The following is a 16,815-nucleotide window of genomic DNA, read 5'->3' as shown; positions in this document are numbered from 1 at the left end:
CGTTGCCCTTCCGGAGGCCGCCATGACCGATTCCACCCAGACCCCCGACGTCCCCCTGCTCGACGCCGTGCAGGCCCGCCTGCTGGGCTGCCTGGTGGAAAAGGAGGCAACCACTCCGGACACCTATCCACTGACGGTCAACGCTGCCCAATCGGCCGCCAACCAGAAGACCGCCCGCGAGCCGGTGATGAACGTCGATGCCGGCAGCGTGCAGCACGCGCTGCGCCAACTGGAGACGCTGGGCCTGGCCCGCCAGCACTTCTCCTCGCGCGCGGACCGCTACGAGCACCGCCTGCAGGCCGCGCTGGACCTGACCCGGCAGCAGACCGTGCTGCTGGCGCTGCTGCTGCTGCGTGGGCCGCAGACGCTGGGCGAGCTGGTGACGCGCAGCGAACGCCTGCACCGCTTCGCCGATACCGACGAAGCCCGCCACGCCATCGAGCGCCTGCAGCAGCGCGCCTTGCTGGTGGTGCTGCCGCGCGCCAGCGGCCAGCGCGAAGACCGCTACATGCACCTGCTGTGCGGTGAAGTGGACGGCGCGGCGCTGGCGGCGAAGTACGCCAGCAGCGGCGGTGGCAGCAGCGATGCGGTCGACCCGGGCCTGGCCGAGCGCGTGGCCCAGCTGGAAGCGGCGGTGGCCGAACTGCAGGCGCAGTTGGCAGAACTGCGCGGCTGATGGTAGGTGCCGACCGTGGTCGGCACTGCATCTAAATCGTGCCGACCAACGGTCGGCACCCACCGTCAGCTGCTACTGTGCCGGCCAGCGGCCGGCACTACCCGACGTCAGCCGCCCCCGGCGTGGCATACAACCGGCTCGGGCTGTCCACGCCCGGCAACTGGATCACCCCGCGCTCCTGCATGCCCAGGCCCAGCAGGATCTTCCCGGACACCACGTTGTCCAGATCAGTAATGCCATACAGATCCTGCAGGCCCAGCGCTCCGCGCGCATGCGCGAACACCGCGCGTGCCGCCTCACCGGCATAGCCCTGCCCGGCGAATTCCGACAGCACCGCATAGCCGATGTCCGGCCCCGGCAGGCCATCCCGCCGCACCAGCCCGACGTTGCCCAGCCAGGCACCATCGGACAACCGCTCGATGGCATACATGCCGAAGCCATTCAACGCATAGCTGTGCAGCACCCGCAGCGCGATGTATTCCCGCGCCTGTTCTTCGTCGCGCACGTTGCGGTCACCGATGAAACGCACGAAGCCCGGATCGTTGAGCAGGGCCAGCATCGGCGCAGCATCCCGGTCTGGTTCCAGGCGGCGCAGCCGCAGGCGTTCGCTTTCGATGGGATGCATGGGTGGGCTCCGGAAGGAATACCTCGATTTTGCAACGCCAGCGCCCGCCGTGCAGCACGCTCAGGCCAGGTGGGCCACTACGATGCCCAGCCTAGCCACATGCCCCGTCACGCTGGCCGAACAGGATCGGCCAGTAGCGCACGCACAGGCGATGGACGCATGCGGCGATCAGGCAGAACCCCATGCCCATCAGCGCCAACAGCAGCGGTGCGCCCCAGCGCAATCCCGGGTGCTGGATACGAGCCTTGGAAGGCATGCCGCCGGGATATAGCACCTGTACCTGTTCGCCGACCACGTACAGTGGTGCTCCGGTAGCAAAGGACGCGGTGAACTGAATCATCTGCCCCTGTGCGGTCTGGAACCTCACCACCGGGCGATGCAGGGTGATGTCACGTGCGGGCATCCCCTCCATTTCCGACCGGGCATCCTCTGCCTGGACGGCCACCACCGTTCCGGTTACGGAAACGGCCTTGCGCGCGAAACGCTGGACGTCCACGAACAGCCAGGCGGCGGCCAGAAGGATCAGCAGGCCCACGGCAAAGAAAAACAGCAAAAAACATCTGAGGAGGGTGGGCATGGTGCTGGCCGGGTTGATCGATCAGCGTGCCGGTGCCGGCGCTGATCGAATGAAGGAAATATCGACATGGTAGTAGCGCGGATTGCCCGGCATGACATGGACATCCAGTTCACGCCCACTCACCTGTGCACGGGGATCGGCCCAGAGATACGCACTGTGGAAGACATGCCATCGAGTGGTTTCAGGATCGCGCCAGGCGCAGACGATGACGAACGGATGCCGTCCCCCCGAGAATACTCCGCGATCGCGCTTGATCGCCCGGACCTTGGCTTGCACCCGTGTCCCGTGGCGAAGGAGCTGCCTGCGCCGCCATGCCCTCGCCGCCTGCGGCAGGTGCAGAAGTCCCACCCCCAGCAAGAATGGGCCGCCGGTCACTCCCAGTATGACGCTCAGGCCCCAGGGTGATGAGAGCGAACGCACCAGGGCCTTGTCCGGGCGGTCCGGCAGGTACAGCACATCTACATGATCGCCCGTCATGTAGGCACGATGGCGGGTACGACCTGCGAAGAACCGCATCACTTGCCCGCTGCTGGTAGTGAAGTCCACCCAGTACAGGAACTTCACCCCTGAAGTGCGCGAACCACCGCGATCAACACGGATGGCATCCACATGGGTGATCCTGCCATCGGCAATGACCGCCGCATCGAGGAAGCGCCTGGCCCCAACGTAGGCCAGAAGCGCTGAAACAAGCAGGACCAGGCCCAGCCCGAGGAAGGTACGGGTGAGAACAGCAGGGATATCGTTGGACACGATGAAAGACACGGCGCGCACTTCGGGTGCGCTCACACTAGGCCTTAACCCGATGCAGGCTCAAGGCCAGAAGCGTCAATCGGACGGATTGGAATACCACTTTAGTGGCTTTTCGATCCTCAATCGAACAGCGCCTCGATCGCGGCCAACCCCGCCGTCGCGCGCTCCTTCTTGCGCACCGCATCAGCCACCGGATCAGCACCGTCGCGCTGGATCTCCTCGGCCGGAATCTCCTCGAAGAACCGGCTCGGCTTCAGCCGCACATGCTCGCCGAACTTGCGCGTCAGCTTGCTGTAACTCATCCACAGCTGGATCTTGGCGCGGGTGATGCCCACGTACAGCAGGCGCCGTTCCTCTTGCAGGTTGCCCTCGTCCAGGCTGACCTGGTGCGGCAGCACGCCGTCTTCGCAGCCCACGATGAACACGTACGGGAACTCCAGGCCCTTGGAAGCGTGCATGGTCATCATGCGCACCTGGTTGCCGCCCTCGTCCTTGTCGCTGCGCGACAGCAGCGCCAGCTGGCCGGCCAGGTCGGCGGCGGTAGCACCACGTGGGCCACCCTCGAACCACTGCGCCAGTTCCTCGATGTTGTTGGCGCGACGCTGGTAACTGGCCTCTTCCTTGGCCTGCTGGCGCAGTTCGCTGAGCAGACCGGATTCCTTGGCGACCTTGCGGATCATGTCGCCGGAAGTGACCTGCCGGGTCTGTGCACGCAGGTCACGCAGGATGTCGGTGAAGCGCGCCAGGCTGTTGGCCGCGCGCGGCGGCAACTGCTGCAGGGCGCCAATCGCCTCGGCGGCCTGTGCCATCGGCATGTCCTTTTCCTGCGCCAGCTCGGCCAGCTTGGCCAGCGTGCCGGCACCGACGTCACGCTTGGGCGACTGCACCGCACGCATGAACGCGGTGTCGTCGTCCGGGTTCACCAGCAACCGCAACCAGGCCAGCGTGTCCTTCACTTCCTGGCGTTCCAGGAACATGGTGCCGCCGGTCAGGTGATACGGGATGCGCAGCAGCTGCATCGCCTTTTCCAGCGGGCGCGACTGGAAGTTGCCGCGGAACAGGATGCAGAAATCACTCCACGGCACATTGCGCGACTGCGCCACGAAGGCGATCTCGGCAGCGACCTTCTCCGCTTCGTGCTCGCTGTTGCGGCACTCCCACACGCGGATGCGCTCGCCGTCAGCCTGGTCACTCCACAGCTTCTTCAGGTGTTCGTGCGGGTTGTTGGCGATCAGCGCATTGGCCGCACGCAGCACGCGGTTGGAGCAGCGGTAGTTCTGCTCCAGCTTGATGATCTCCAGCGCAGGATAGTCGCGCCCCATCTGCTGCAGGTTTTCAGGGTTGGCGCCGCGCCAGGCGTAGATCGACTGGTCATCGTCACCCACGCAGGTGAAGTTGCCCTTGTCACCGGCCAGCTGCTTGAGCAGCCGGTACTGCGCGTCGTTGGTGTCCTGGCATTCGTCCACCAGCAGGTAGCCGATGCGCTCGCGCCAGGCCAGCGCGATCTCTGGATTTTCTTCCAGGATCTGCACCGGCAAACGGATCAGGTCATCGAAGTCGACCGCGTTGAACGCGGTCAGGCGCAGCTGGTAGCGCTCGTAGACACTGGCCGCTTCCTTCTCGCGGTTGCTGCGCGCTGCGGCCATCGCCTGCTCGGGCGAAAGGCCGGCGTTCTTCGCGCGCGACACCAGGTTCTTCATGTCCTCGATGTCGTCGGGCTTGGCGCCGTACATCAGGTCCTTGATCTGCGCCGCGGCATCGTCGGCATCGAAGATCGAGAATCCACGCTTCAGGCCCACGGCCGCGTGCTCGATCTGCAGGAACTTCAGGCCCAGCGCATGGAAGGTGCAGATCGTCACCTCGTCGGCGTCCTGCTCGCGCAGGCGCTTGGCCACACGCTCGCGCATTTCCTTGGCCGACTTGTTGGTGAAGGTGATCGCCGCGATGCGGCGCGCCGGATAGCGGCCGCAGCCGATCAGGTGGGCGATCTTTTCCACGATCACGCGCGTCTTGCCGCTGCCCGCACCGGCGAGCACCAGCAACGGACCTTCGATGTGCAGGACGGCGGCGGCTTGGGGGGGATTGAGACCGTGCATGGGATGGGGATTGTAACGGGGCCGGGTGACGACCACAGCCGGCCGCCGGTGGGGTTGCTGAACGACTTCGGTGGAGCGGGGCTGCGGCGTACAATCCGTCGATGGCCAAGCTCTACTTCTACTATTCGGCGATGAACGCCGGCAAGACCACCACCCTGCTGCAGAGCGCCCACAACTACCGCGAACGCGGCATGCGGGTGGCGATCCTGACCCCGCGCCTGGATGATCGTGCCGGCGCCGGCGTGGTCGCTTCGCGGATCGGCCTGCGTGCCGATGGCATGGCCTTCGACCGTGACACCGATCTGCAGCGCTGGGTCGAGCAGGACCTGGCCGCGAACGGGCCGATGGGCTGCGTGCTGGTGGACGAGGCGCAGTTCCTGACCCGCGCCCAGGTCTGGCAGCTCAGCGAAGTGGTCGACCAGCTGCGCATTCCGGTGCTGTGCTACGGCCTGCGCACCGACTTCCGCGGCGAGCTGTTCGAAGGCAGCCAGTACCTGCTGGCCTGGGCCGACGAGATGCAGGAGATCAAGACCATCTGCCACAGCGGCAAGAAGGCGACGATGACGGTGCGCGTGGACGAGCATGGGCACGCGGTGCAGGACGGCCCGCAGGTGGAGATCGGCGGCAACGACCGCTACGTGTCGGTCAGCCGCGCGGAGTTCAAGAAGATCACCCGCGGCGAAGGCCGGATCGATCCGGCGCAGGCGCCCCTGCCGCTGTAAAGGGTTCTTTTGCAGGGCTGCGCCCTGTACCTGCTCAACGCAACGGCAACGGCCAAAGCCAAAGCGGCATTCCGTGGGATGGCGGGGCGGTGTGGGTTGGCAGGACACGCCGTAAACCCGTCCATGGGGGCTCGATGGCGCCATCCATGGCGCCAACGGTCCTGCCCACCCACACCGCCCCACCTCTGACAGATCCCCACGGCTGTTGGTAGGTGTCGACCTTGGTCGACACATCTGTCAGATATCGAAATAGATCTGGGGTCAGATCCGTTTTCCTTCGGAAAACAGATCTGACCCCACGAGCTGTTCCAACAGATCGCGCAAAACTGTCGAAGGCGGGGTGGGTCCGGTTGAGGGGGCGTGAGCGCCATGGATGGCGCGACCGAGGCTACATGGACGTATTTACGCCGTCCCCCTCAACCGGACCCACCCCGCCATCCCACGGAATGCCCGCTTTTGACGTTGACGTTGACGTCAGCAGGTGCAGGGCTGCAAGCCCTGCAAACCCATCCCCCCTCTTAGTACAGCGTGCGCTCCGGCGCGCCCGCCGGCGGCGGGGTGTACTGGTACAGCCAGGTTTCCGTAAGCGTCTTGCCGCCACTGCGCAGGAACAGTCGGATGTCGATCTGCTCAGTGCTGCCTTCCGGCGGCACCAGGTCGAACATCGCGCGGTAGCCGTTGATCTCGCGCAGCGGGCGCGCCGACACGATCTCGACCCGGCCACGGCTGGCTTCCACCACCGCTTCAACCTCGCCCTTGTCGATCAGCCTGGCCAGTTCGCCGCCTTCGAAGTCCACCGCGAAGCGCCAGCTGAAATACTCGCGCTTCTTGCCGACCACGCCACCCAGGCCGGTACGGCTGGCCACGCAGTGCGCCAGCGGCGGCCGCGCCGGCGGTTCGGCGCCCCAGTACAGGCGGTAGCCGACCAGCAGCTCCTGGCCCGGCTGCGGCTTTTCCTTCGGGTTCCAGAACGCCACGATGTTGTCGAAGGTCTCGTCCACGGTGGGAATCTCCACCAGCTGCACCGAGCCTTCGCCCCATTCGCCCTTCGGCTCCACCCACAGGCACGGGCGCTTCTCGTAGAACACGCCGTCGTCCTGGTAATGGTCGAAATTGCGGTCGCGCTGCAGCAGGCCGAAACCACGCGGGTTGCGGTCCACGAACATGTTGAAGCGCAGGTTGCGCGGGTTCAGCAGCGGGCGCCAGATCCACTCGCCAGCACCGGTCCACAGTGACAGGCCGTCGGTATCGTGGATCTCCGGGCGCCAGTCCCATGCCATGCGGCGGTCGTTCTCGCCCACCTGGTACATGCTGGTGCACGGGGCGATGCCCAGCCGCTCGATCGCCTTGCGCGGGTAAAGCGCGCTGTCGATGTCCATCAACAGCACGTCGCCATTGGTGATCGCGAAGCGGTAGGCACCGGCCACGCTGGGCGAATCCAGCAGGCCGTAGACCACGATCGTCTCCGAATCGGCCGACGGCTGTTCCAGGTAGTAGGCGATGAAGTCCGGGAACTCCTCCGGCTTGCCCATGCCGGTGTCGATCGCCAGGCCGCGCGCGGACTGGCCGTACTGGCCTTCCTTGCCGACCGCGCGGAAGTAGCTGGCGCCGAGGAAGGCGGCGAAGTCGCGGTCGGTGTCCTTGCGGGTGTTCAGGCGGAAACCGGCGAAGCCCAGATCGGCCGGCAGCTCGCCGTCCTTGATGCCGCTCTTGCCGTAGTTGAACGCCGCGCCGTCATAGGCCAGCTCCTGCGCCTTGCCGTCGACCACATCGAACATGCGCACCGGCGAATGGAAGTACAGGCCCAGGTGGAAGAACTTGGCCTGGAATTTGCCCGGCTGGTCAGCCCACAGTGCATGGTCCTGGCGGTAGCCGATCGACTGGTACTGGTCCCAGTCCAGGCCTTCCAGACGCCCAGGCAGCACCCGCTTGTGGCTCTTGTAGGGCGCCTGTGCCAGCGCGCGCGCCTGGCCCTTCAGGGTGGCGAAGTCGAACGGCTGCGGCTGGCCGAGGCGGCGCAGGCCCATCTGGCCGCTCTTGCTGGCCGCACAGGCGGGCAGGGACGGCAGGCCGAATGCAGCCAGGGCGAGGGAGGCATTGCGGATGAAGTCGCGTCGTTGCATGCAGGCGCGTCAGGCACAGAGGGAAGGTCGGCCATCATAGGCAGACAAACGTTAACGGGCAGCGGAGACGCGCCCTGCCCGTTCAGCTGCCGCTGGCCGCCGGCTCAGCGCTGGCAATGGCTGCACCAGACGCTGGCGCGCTGGCCGATGGTGGCGTGCTTCAGCGTGCGGCCACAGTTCGGGCAGGGCAGGCCGTCACGGCCGTACACCAGCAGCTCCTGCTCGAAGTAGCCCGGCGCACCATCGGGGCTGATGAAATCGCGCAGCGTGGTGCCGCCACGGGTAATCGCGTAGCCGAGGATCTCCTTCACCACGTCTGCCAGGCGCTGGTAACGCCCGCGCGAGATCTTGCCCGCCTCGCGCAGCGGGCTGATGCCGGCCTTGAACAGGCTCTCGGCGGCGTAGATGTTGCCCACCCCCACCACCACCGCCTGGTCCATCAGGAAGGTCTTCACCGGCGCGCTGCGGCCACGGCTGCGGGCGAACAGGTAGTCGCCGTCAAACGCGTCGTCCAGAGGCTCCGGGCCCAGCCCCTGCAACAGCGGGTGGATCTCGCCGGCCGGCTGCCAGAGCAGGCTACCGAAACGGCGCGGGTCGTTGAAGCGCAGCAGGCGGCCGTTGTCCAGGCTGATGTCCACATGGTCATGGGCGCGCACCGGCGTGTCACCGGGCAGCACGCGCAGGCTGCCGGACATGCCCAGGTGCAGCACCGCGCTGCCGATGGCGGTATCCAGCAGCAGGTACTTGGCGCGCCGGCGGATCTCCTCGATACGCTGGCCCGGCAGCAGTTCGACCACTTCCGGCGGAATCGGCCAGCGCAGATCGGCGCGGCGCAGGATCACGCCATGCACGCGGCGACCCTGCAGGTGCGGCGCCAGGCCGCGGCGGGTGGTTTCTACTTCGGGCAGTTCAGGCATGGGGCGATTCTACGCCCGCCCCTCATGCAATCCGTCACCGACCGGTAGCGCCGGGCCATGCTCAGCGCGGTGGCGCCGCCAGCTCTCGCGCATCCAGGACGCCATCACCGTTGGCATCCTGCTTGTGGAAGCGCTGCACGATCACCTGCCGCTGCTGTTCGCGGCTGATCGCCCTGCCCTTGCCGCCGGGCAGCTCGTCTGCGCTCAGCACACCATCGCCATTGCGGTCCATGCGGTCGAAGGCATACAGCATCCACTGCACGTACTCGGATTCACTCACCCGGCCGTCGCCATCGCTGTCCATCCGCTGCAGGTAGCTGGTGGTGTCGGTGACCTGGGCCAGCGCCACGCCCGGCAGCAGCACCGCCAGCAGAAGCCCGTACCCTGCCCTCACGCGCCCACCAGGCTGTAGCCCTTCAGCCGTGCGGCGTAGGCCTGCAACGCGGCGATTCCGCTTTCCTCGGCCTCGCGGCACCAGGCCTGCAGCTGGTGCAGGCGCTCGGCGGCGTCGTGGCCTCGGGCTTCCAGCAACGCGGCCAATCGCGCGCGGTACTCGACCAGGGTGCGGATACGCGGCCGTTGTGCCACCCATGCGCTGAGCTGGGCGCGACTGTCCGGCTTCAGCCAGCGACCGTCGTTGACCAGGCCACGGCGCAGACGGCGCGGCAGCAGACGGCGCAGCTTGGCCCCGGCCTGTGCTGCTTCCTCGCGCAGGGCCGGCATGAACACATTGCGCTGGTAGTCGGTCATTGCCTGGAAGCGGTGCGACAGCAGCGCCTTCAGGGTTTCGGCATCGGGCACGGCGATGTTCGGGCGCACGTCCATGGCCGGTGCCACCCGCAGCACCTTGGCCAGGCGCAGCGCCTGCAGCAGGCGGATCGCACTCCAGCCGATGTCGAACTCCCAGCGCCGCATCGCGAAGCGCGCCGAGCTGGGGAAGGCATGGTGATTGTTGTGCAGCTCCTCGCCACCGATCCAGAACCCCCACGGCGTGAGATTGGTGGAGGTATCGGCGGACTCGTAGTTGCGGTAGCCCCACCAGTGGCCCAGGCCATTGACCACGCCGGCCGCCCAGAACGGGATCCACGCCATCTGGATCGCCCACAGGGCCACGCCGGGCAGGCCAAACAACACGGTATTGATCGCGAACAGCAGCACCGGCCCCAACGTGGCATGCGGGGTATACAGGCGGCGCTCGATCGCATCATCGGGGGTGCCGCGCCCGTACTGCTCGATGTCCGCGCGCTGGCCCCGAGCTTCCCGGTACAGCTCCACGCCGTGCCAGAACACCTTGCCGATGCCGCGGGTGACCGGGCTGTGCGGGTCGTCCTCGGTCTCCACCTTGGCGTGGTGCTTGCGGTGGATGGCTACCCACTCGCGGGTGATCATCGAGGTGGTCAGCCACAGCCAGAAGCGGAACACGTGGGCCAGCGCCGGGTGGAAATCGACCCCGCGATGGGCCTGGCTGCGGTGCAGGTACAGGGTTACCGAGAAGATGGTGATCTGGGTGAAGACCAGCAGCACTGCCAGCATGGCCCACCAGCCCAGGCCGAGCACACCACCGGTCAACAGGGACATCAGGGCATCAGGCATGGCAGCTCTCCGGATCGACGCGGGGATGGCAGACATGATGGGCGCTTGCGTTGCAAACTGCATCCCTGCGGCGGTGATTGCCACCGCCTTCCGTGGCACCGTTCACAGTTGGGGACCTGAGTTGTCGAGCCTTGATCCACGCGCCAGCGCCATGACCGCCGCCCCGCCCCTGGCGGAGCTGCCCCCCTTGATCGAACTGGACCGCGCCACCGTGGTGCGCGGCCAGGTGAAGGTGCTGCACGGGCTCAGCCTGCGCATTGCGCAGGGCCAGCACACCGCCCTGCTCGGCCCCAACGGCTGCGGCAAGTCCACCTTCATCAAGCTGATCACCCGCGAGCTGTACCCGCTGGCCCAGGGCGACGGCACGGTGGCGGTGAAGGTGCTGGGCCAGAACCGCTGGCAGGTGGACCGGCTGCGCTCACAGCTGGGCATCGTAACCGGCGACCTCAGCAGCAACCTGGCCGACATGCCCGGGCTGACCGTGGAACAGGCGGTGCTGTCCGGTTTCTTTGCCAGCTACGTGGTGCCGGCGTTCCGCGAGGTGACCGCCGACATGCGTGCACGCGTTGGCGAGACGCTGGCGATGACCGGCGCGCTGTCGCTGCGCGAGCGCGCCTATGCCGAGCTGTCCGCCGGCGAGACCCGCCGCGTGCTGATCGCCCGCGCGCTGGTCAACCGGCCGCAGGCACTGCTGCTGGACGAACCCTCCACCGGGCTGGACCTGGTGGCCCGCGAGCAACTGGTAGCGACCATGCGGGTACTGGCGCAGCAGGGCATCACCCTGGTGCTGGTGACCCACCACATCGAAGAGATCATTCCCGAAATCGAGCGGGTGGTGCTGCTGCGCGACGGCCGCGTACTGGCCGACGGCACCCGCGCCGAGCTGCTGCGCAACGAACCGCTGTCGGCGGTGTTCGGCGGCGCGATTACGGTGGTCGAGCAGGAAGGCCGCTTGACCGCGTACGCGGGGTAATCGACATGCCGTTGTAGAGCCGAGCCCACGCTCGGCTGCTCGTGATCACGGCAAACGGCAGCCGAGCATGGGCTTGGCTCTACAGGAAGCAATGCAGCGGGCCGGAAAGTCCGGCCCGCCGCAGTTCCTCAGAACCGCAACGCCAGCGCGCGTGACTCGATCGGTGCCATCCGGCTCTGATCCTGCAGCTGCAGGTCGCGCAGCTCGTACGGCGCACCGAAGCCGGCCGGCAATGCGGCCTGGTCGAACGGCAGCACCAGCTGGCCTGCGCCCGGGCCTTCGAACCACGCGGCCGCATGTGCCTGCGCGACCGGCTTCAGCTGGCCATCGCGGGCCGTGGCATACAGCGTGCCGCGTGCTTCGTAGCGGCCGGCCGCAGCCACCTGCAGCGGCAGTGCCACCTGGCGGCTGGCCGGGTCCGGTGCCGCCTGGCCACTGAAGCGTGCGGTCGGGCGTGCCACCGCGAAGGCCACCTTGCCATCGCGCAGCACGCCATCGGCCTGGGCGAACACCTGCAGCTCCCACAGCCCCTGCACGCTGCCGACATCGGCCGGGATGCGCACCTGCGCGCGCAGGCTGCCATCGGTGGTGCGCAGCAGGCGCTGCGGCCAGCTGCGACCATCCGGAGCAACCAGCAGGGCTTCGCCGCCCAGGCCGCCACGACGCGATGCCAGCTGCGCGGTGGTCGCGCCATCTTCCAGCAGCCGTGCCTGCAGCTGCACGTTGCCACCGGCCAGCACCTGCGCCTGGTTGGCCTGCAGTTCCAGCCGCAGCGGGCTGTTCGGCTCCAGCACCTGCACCACGTAGCGGCCCTGTGCCTGCGCGCTCTGCAGCGTGTACGCACCGACTGCGCTGGTCGCGCCGGTACGCAGCATGCTGCTGCCATCGTTGACCGGCATGCCGGCCTCCTGCAGTGCGCGCGCATCGACACTGCGCGCCACGCTGCTACGGCCGGCCGGGTCGCGCACCTGCAGGGTGTTGGCCGGCAGCGCGCGGGCACCGTCGGCCGGGCTCAGCTGAATCACCGCATCCGGTGCCGTCAGCGGCAGGTCCAGGCCGCGCTGCAGCTGCGTGCCATCGACCTGCTGCCAGTAGCTGCGGCTGACCGAGGCATACGGCGTGGTCGCCTGCAGCGGCTGTGCCGGGTCCAGCGCCCAGGCAAAGGCCAGTGGCGCGTGTTCGCTTTCATCGGTGGGCAGCGGTGCGGCCACCAAGGCGGCAGGCACCTGATCGCCCGCACGGGCAGCCTGCAGCGGCTGCGCGGCCTGCGCGGCGGAAAGGGACAGCACTGCCAGCACGGCGCTGGCCAGCAGGGTGGAATGGATCGTCATGGTCGTCTTCCTCACTGGGCCAGGTCGGTGCGCAGGATCGTGCCGAGGCCGAAGCACTCGCGGCGGCTCTGGTTGTGGCTGAGCGGCTCGGCATCCTTGGTGCGCTGCTTGTCGGTGAACCAGGTAGTGCCGGCGGCCTTCTGGCTGCTGCACTCCAGGAAGCCGTCGGAGCAGGACGACAGCCAGTTCTGGGTGAACTCCAGACCAACATTGGCGGCGTAGCCACCGCAGTAGCTGTTGCTGTCCCACACCGCCGATTCCACGTCGCTGCCGACCACGGCGCGGAACGGTTTGGGCAGCGCCGGGCGACCCGCGGTGCCGTACAGGTTCTGTGCGTTGTAGGTGGCCATGCTCGCCACCTGCTGCTGGCGCACCGCGTCGTTCTTGTAACCCAGCAGCCAGCCCAGCGAGGTTTCGAAGGTGTTGCCGTTGAGCACCGCATCGGCCAGCGGCGTGCCGGCCGAGGACGGTGCCAGCGCGTTGACCTTGCGCACCGTGCGGATGATCTTCGGATAGCGGCTGTCGTAGGTCGGGTTGGACAGGATCCAGCGCATCACGTTGCCGCCGTTGGAGTGGGTGATCACCACCAGCTGGGTGATGCCACGGCTGTCGATGAAGCCGGTCAGCTGGTTGGCCAGGCAACCGGCGGCTTCCGGCTTCCACATGTACTGGGTGAAGTCACAGTTGATGACCACATAGTTGCTGCTGTTCGGCAGGCCCTGGCGCACGGTGTCGATGATCGCCGGCTGCCAGTAGTCCTGGGTGGCATTGGTCTGTGCGCCGGTGCCATGCACGAAGGCCACGCCAACCACGTCGGCGGCCTGCGCTTGGGCGGTTGCCAGCCCGAGGAGCAGGGCCAGGACGGTACTTCCTGTTGCGGTGCTGCGCATCGCTTTCTCTCCCTCTGTCAGCGGATCCCCCCGACCCGGCTGGAACTGGACGGCATCTCGATCGCCGTTGTGCCGATGCTCACGGCGCGGCCGCGTGAAAATCCGTGCGCTGCGCCCGGATTCACGAGACTGACGACACTCGATGACGTTTTTCATACTGCTGCGGTGACCATGCCGGGTCTGGCCGTATGACCGATGGCCACTGCGGTGTCGTATACGGGCTGCGATCATGGCGCGATGTTTTTCCTCCGGAGCCCGTCCATGTCGCTGATTTCCCACCCTGCCCGCCCGCTGCTCGGCCTTGCCGTCGTTGCGGCCCTGGCTGGTTGTGCCGCCACCGCCGCCAAGCCGACCGCCGTCGAAGCCAACATCACCACCAAGGCGGTGGGCTATCTCGACAAGGGCGCGGTACCGGCCAGCCTCGACCTGGTGCCGGCACCGCCGGTGGCCGGTTCGGCCGCCCTCGCCCTGGACGAACAGGTCAGCCGTGAAGCCCGTGCGCTGCGTGGCAGCCCGCGCTTCGCCCAGGCCGGCGTCGATGCCGAACTCGGCTTCCCCGAAGGCGCCAACCACTTCTCCTGTGCCGCCGACATCGACGTCGATGCGGTGAAGACCCCGGCGCTGTACCGCCTGCTCGAGCGCAGCCGGATCGACGCCAGTGCCGCCACCAAGGCGGCCAAGAACCACTACCAGCGCCCGCGCCCGTTCATGGTCAACGGTGAGCCGACCTGTTCGCCGAAGGACGAGGAAGGCCTGCGCAAGAACGGCTCCTACCCGTCCGGCCACACCTCGATCGGCTGGGCCTGGGCACTGATCCTGTCGGAGATCGCACCGGACCGCGCCGATGCCATCCAGGCCCGCGGCCGCAACTACGGTGAGAGCCGCCTGGTCTGCAACGTGCACTGGCAGAGCGACATCCTCGAAGGCCGCTTCATGGGCGCCGCCGCCGTGGCCCGCCTGCACGACAACGCCGCGTTCAACAAGGACCTGCTGGCCGCACGCAAGGAGATCGCTGCCGCGCGCAAGGCTGGCCTGCACTCCAGCCGCGACTGCGCAGCCGAGAATGCGGTACTGAAGGTGCGCCCGCAGAGCGCGCTGTAAGGCGCGTGCCAGATCAATCGTTGCCGGCCAGCGGCCGGCACTACCGATGGGTGTGAAGCAGAAGGGCCGGCATTGCGCCGGCCCTTCTTCATTGCATCACGCCATCAACCGCATCAGAACTTCGCGGTGAACTCCACGCCCCAGGTACGCGGCTCGTTGAGGAAGCCGGTCAGGTTGTTGAAGTCGATCGCGCCGACCACGCGGGTCTGGTTGGTCAGGTTGCGGCCGAACACGGCCACGTCGTACTGGCCGTAATCCCAGTTGTAGCCCAGGCGCAGGCCGCCTTCCAGCGAACTACGGCCGCGGAATTCCGGCGACTCGTAGATGAAGAAGTTCACCGCGCTGCGGTAGGCCCAGTCGGTGTAGGCGTACAGCTCGCTGCCATCGCTGAGCGGGAAGCCCACGCGCAGGGTCGCGTTGTGGATCCACTTCGGTGCCTGCGGCAGCGGGTTGCCGTTCACCAGCGCATAGGTCTGGCCGTTGATCACCGTGGTCGGGTCGGTGATGGTGCAGCCACCGCCGCAGATCGCCACCGCCAGGTTCTTGTCCTTGATCTCGGTGTCGTTGTAGCTGCTGCCGAAGGTCAGCAGCACGTTGTCGGCCAGGTAGGCCTCCAGGTCCAGCTCGACGCCCTGGCCGATGGTCTTGTCGGCGTTGAGCAGGGTGGCGGTGTTGTTGGTGCCGCCCACCGCGATCAGCTGCTGGCCGTCCACGTTATAGCGGAACACGCTCAGGCCCAGGCGCGCGCGGCGCTCGAACAGGTCGGCCTTGATGCCGGCTTCGTACGAGATCACCTTCTCCGAATCGGCCTGCGACAGGCCCGGCGCGAAGGCCAGGCGGCCCTGGATCGACGGCGCGCGGAAGCCCTTGGCCACGCGGGCGTAGGCGTTGATGTCGTCGGTCAGCTTGTACACGCCGCTGACATCCCAGCTGACGTCGTTGACGTCGGTGTTGGCCAGGTACGGGCCACTGACCGGGGTACCGAACGGAACGGCCTGCAGCACGCTGGCGCTGAAGTCCTTCTTGTCCTGCGTGTAGCGCACGCCGGCGCGCAGCTTGAAGCGGTCGGTGACATCGAAGTCACCCGAGGCGAACACCGCCCAGGCCTTGTTGCGCTGGTTCTGCACCACGTGGCCGGTCTGCGGATTGCCCGGCTTCAGCGAGTTGTAGTTGAAGTTGTTGATGGTCACGTCTTCATCGAAATAGAAGACGCCGGCCTGCCAGTCGAAACGGCCCCATTCGTTGGACTCGATGCGGAATTCCTGCGTCCACTGGCGGTGGTGCGGCAGGCCATCGGCCGATTCGGACGCGAACGGGATGAAGCCCGGGCCGTAGTTGCCGGCGCCCAGCGATGCCTCGCCGTAGCCACCGTCGATGTCGCCGCGGTTGAGCGATTCGGCGGTTTCGTAGCCGGTGATCGAGTGCAGCGTCACCGAGCCGAGGTTCCACTGCAGGCGCGCGCTGCCGCCCCAGGTCTTCAGGTCGGAGAAGTTGACGCCATCGTTGGCCACCTTGTCGCGATCGAAGTTCTCGACCAGCGAATTGCCACCCTTCTGGATGATGTTGGCGCGGAACAGGCGCGCGGTGCCGTTGAGCTTGCGCTTGTGCAGGTTGAACAGCGCTTCGAAGTCGTCGCCTTCGTACAGGAACTGCACGCGGCCGGCGGCTTCGTCATAGCCTTCGAAACCGCTGTTGGGGGCGCCAACGCGGGTGTTGTCGACCCAGTCGTCGCGGCGCTGGTAGATGGCCGAGACACGTGCCGACCAGCGGTCGGTCAGCGGACCGCCGTACGCGCCCTGCACGTTCCAGCTGTTGTAGCTGCCGTAACCGACGCGGATGTAGCCATCGGCATCCTGCGACGGACGCGCCGAATCGAACTTGACCACGCCGGCCGGGGTGTTGCGGCCGAACAGCGTGCCCTGCGGGCCACGCAGCACTTCCACGTTGGCCAGGTCGAACAGCGGGAAGCCCTTCAGCAGCGGGCTTTCCTGCACCACGTCGTCGTACACCAGCGACACCGGCTGCGACGCATTGAGGTCGAAGTCGGTGTTGCCCAGGCCGCGGATGTAGAAGCGCGGGAACGCACGGCCGTAGGACGACTCGATGTTGAGGCTGGGCACGCGTGCGGCCAGGAAGCGGATGTCATCGCCGGCCGAGCCGAGCACATCCAGCTTCTCGCCCTGGATCGCGCTGACCGCGACCGGCACGTCCTTGGCGTTCTCGACGCGACGCTGCGCAGTCACCTGCAGGGTGTCGAGGGCAACCGGATCCTTGGCAGCGGGGGTTTCCTGGGCGGCTGCTACCAGCGGCAGCAGGGCGGAAAGAGCGGCAACGAGGGGGCGCGCGACCGGAAATCGGCCACGGGAAGTGCGGGTCGGGGACATGGCGGTAGGCTGTGTTTGGAGGGGTGGTAAAACGGCGCTACCAGATAATTGTTGCAA

15 protein-coding genes are annotated in these 16,815 nt (G+C 67.1%); 4 read left to right on the top strand and 11 right to left on the bottom strand.

The genetic code is table 11. The annotated features are described in order from the left end of the window. Positions 1 to 22: 22 nt before the first annotated feature. A complete protein-coding gene (locus tag ACJ7C5_RS11990; RefSeq protein ID WP_412704013.1) occupies positions 23 to 676 on the top strand; it encodes a YceH family protein in 654 nt (217 codons plus the stop codon). Positions 677 to 773: 97 nt separating this feature from the next. Here ACJ7C5_RS11990 and ACJ7C5_RS11985 read toward each other — a convergent pair whose 3' ends face one another. From ACJ7C5_RS11985 to ACJ7C5_RS11970, 4 genes are all read right to left on the bottom strand, one after another. Next, positions 774 to 1,301 carry a GNAT family N-acetyltransferase gene (locus ACJ7C5_RS11985; RefSeq protein WP_412704012.1) on the bottom strand — a complete coding sequence of 176 codons (528 nt, stop codon included), beginning with the start codon at positions 1,299 to 1,301 and terminating at the stop codon, positions 774 to 776. A 91-nt stretch (positions 1,302 to 1,392) separates the two neighbouring features. Beyond that, positions 1,393 to 1,878, bottom strand: coding sequence for a DUF3592 domain-containing protein (locus tag ACJ7C5_RS11980; protein WP_081323674.1), 486 nt, complete (start codon positions 1,876 to 1,878; stop codon positions 1,393 to 1,395). Positions 1,879 to 1,899: 21 nt separating this feature from the next. Continuing rightward, the gene (locus ACJ7C5_RS11975; protein WP_412704011.1) at positions 1,900 to 2,640 is read right to left on the bottom strand and encodes a DUF3592 domain-containing protein; all 741 of its coding nucleotides are present in this window, start codon (positions 2,638 to 2,640) and stop codon (positions 1,900 to 1,902) included. Between the two features lie 107 nt (positions 2,641 to 2,747). Beyond that, positions 2,748 to 4,724: a UvrD-helicase domain-containing protein gene (locus tag ACJ7C5_RS11970; RefSeq protein ID WP_412704010.1), complete on the bottom strand. Its 1,977-nt coding sequence runs from the start codon at positions 4,722 to 4,724 to the stop codon at positions 2,748 to 2,750. Between the two features lie 101 nt (positions 4,725 to 4,825). Between ACJ7C5_RS11970 and ACJ7C5_RS11965 the strand changes: the two genes are divergently transcribed. Further along, on the top strand, positions 4,826 to 5,446 hold the full coding sequence (locus ACJ7C5_RS11965) for a thymidine kinase (protein ID WP_008264720.1): 621 nt from the start codon (positions 4,826 to 4,828) through the stop codon (positions 5,444 to 5,446). Positions 5,447 to 5,964: 518 nt separating this feature from the next. Here the strand turns inward: ACJ7C5_RS11965 and ACJ7C5_RS11960 are convergent. The 4 genes from ACJ7C5_RS11960 to ACJ7C5_RS11945 all read right to left on the bottom strand — a co-directional run bounded on the left by ACJ7C5_RS11960 (position 5,965) and on the right by ACJ7C5_RS11945 (position 10,079). Beyond that, the gene (locus ACJ7C5_RS11960) at positions 5,965 to 7,569 is read right to left on the bottom strand and encodes an OpgD/OpgG family glucan biosynthesis protein (RefSeq protein ID WP_012509627.1); all 1,605 of its coding nucleotides are present in this window, start codon (positions 7,567 to 7,569) and stop codon (positions 5,965 to 5,967) included. A 104-nt stretch (positions 7,570 to 7,673) separates the two neighbouring features. After that, positions 7,674 to 8,486: a bifunctional DNA-formamidopyrimidine glycosylase/DNA-(apurinic or apyrimidinic site) lyase gene (gene mutM, locus ACJ7C5_RS11955; protein WP_412704009.1), complete on the bottom strand. Its 813-nt coding sequence runs from the start codon at positions 8,484 to 8,486 to the stop codon at positions 7,674 to 7,676. A gap of 61 nt (positions 8,487 to 8,547) precedes the next feature. Then, positions 8,548 to 8,880, bottom strand: a complete 333-nt coding sequence (locus tag ACJ7C5_RS11950) for an EF-hand domain-containing protein (protein ID WP_049398994.1) — start codon at positions 8,878 to 8,880, stop codon at positions 8,548 to 8,550. Beyond that, on the bottom strand, positions 8,877 to 10,079 hold the full coding sequence (locus tag ACJ7C5_RS11945) for a DesA family fatty acid desaturase (RefSeq protein ID WP_412704008.1): 1,203 nt from the start codon (positions 10,077 to 10,079) through the stop codon (positions 8,877 to 8,879). Before ACJ7C5_RS11945 ends, ACJ7C5_RS11950 begins: the two co-directional genes overlap by 4 nt. A gap of 151 nt (positions 10,080 to 10,230) precedes the next feature. Here ACJ7C5_RS11945 and ACJ7C5_RS11940 point away from each other — a divergent pair, with 151 nt between their 5' ends. After that, complete coding sequence (locus ACJ7C5_RS11940; protein WP_412704007.1) at positions 10,231 to 11,052, top strand: ABC transporter ATP-binding protein; 822 nt, start codon at positions 10,231 to 10,233, stop codon at positions 11,050 to 11,052. Between the two features lie 128 nt (positions 11,053 to 11,180). On the opposite strand, the gene ACJ7C5_RS11935 is transcribed toward ACJ7C5_RS11940, so the two are convergent. Further along, a complete protein-coding gene (locus tag ACJ7C5_RS11935) occupies positions 11,181 to 12,383 on the bottom strand; it encodes a DUF4785 domain-containing protein (protein WP_412704006.1) in 1,203 nt (400 codons plus the stop codon). 11 nt (positions 12,384 to 12,394) lie between these two features. Beyond that, a complete protein-coding gene (locus ACJ7C5_RS11930; RefSeq protein WP_197617059.1) occupies positions 12,395 to 13,273 on the bottom strand; it encodes a hypothetical protein in 879 nt (292 codons plus the stop codon). A gap of 261 nt (positions 13,274 to 13,534) precedes the next feature. Between ACJ7C5_RS11930 and ACJ7C5_RS11925 the strand changes: the two genes are divergently transcribed. Beyond that, positions 13,535 to 14,374, top strand: coding sequence for an acid phosphatase (locus ACJ7C5_RS11925; protein ID WP_412704005.1), 840 nt, complete (start codon positions 13,535 to 13,537; stop codon positions 14,372 to 14,374). Positions 14,375 to 14,487: 113 nt separating this feature from the next. Here the strand turns inward: ACJ7C5_RS11925 and ACJ7C5_RS11920 are convergent, their stop codons facing one another. After that, complete coding sequence (locus ACJ7C5_RS11920) at positions 14,488 to 16,758, bottom strand: TonB-dependent receptor (RefSeq protein WP_412704004.1); 2,271 nt, start codon at positions 16,756 to 16,758, stop codon at positions 14,488 to 14,490. Positions 16,759 to 16,815: the final 57 nt, after the last annotated feature.

It is taken from the genome of Nocardiopsis yanglingensis (assembly GCF_045809185.1).
Lineage (GTDB): Bacteria > Pseudomonadota > Gammaproteobacteria > Xanthomonadales > Xanthomonadaceae > Stenotrophomonas > Stenotrophomonas yanglingensis.
Note: the sequence above shows the minus strand (reverse complement) of the source record. Positions and strands in the feature narration are given on the sequence as shown.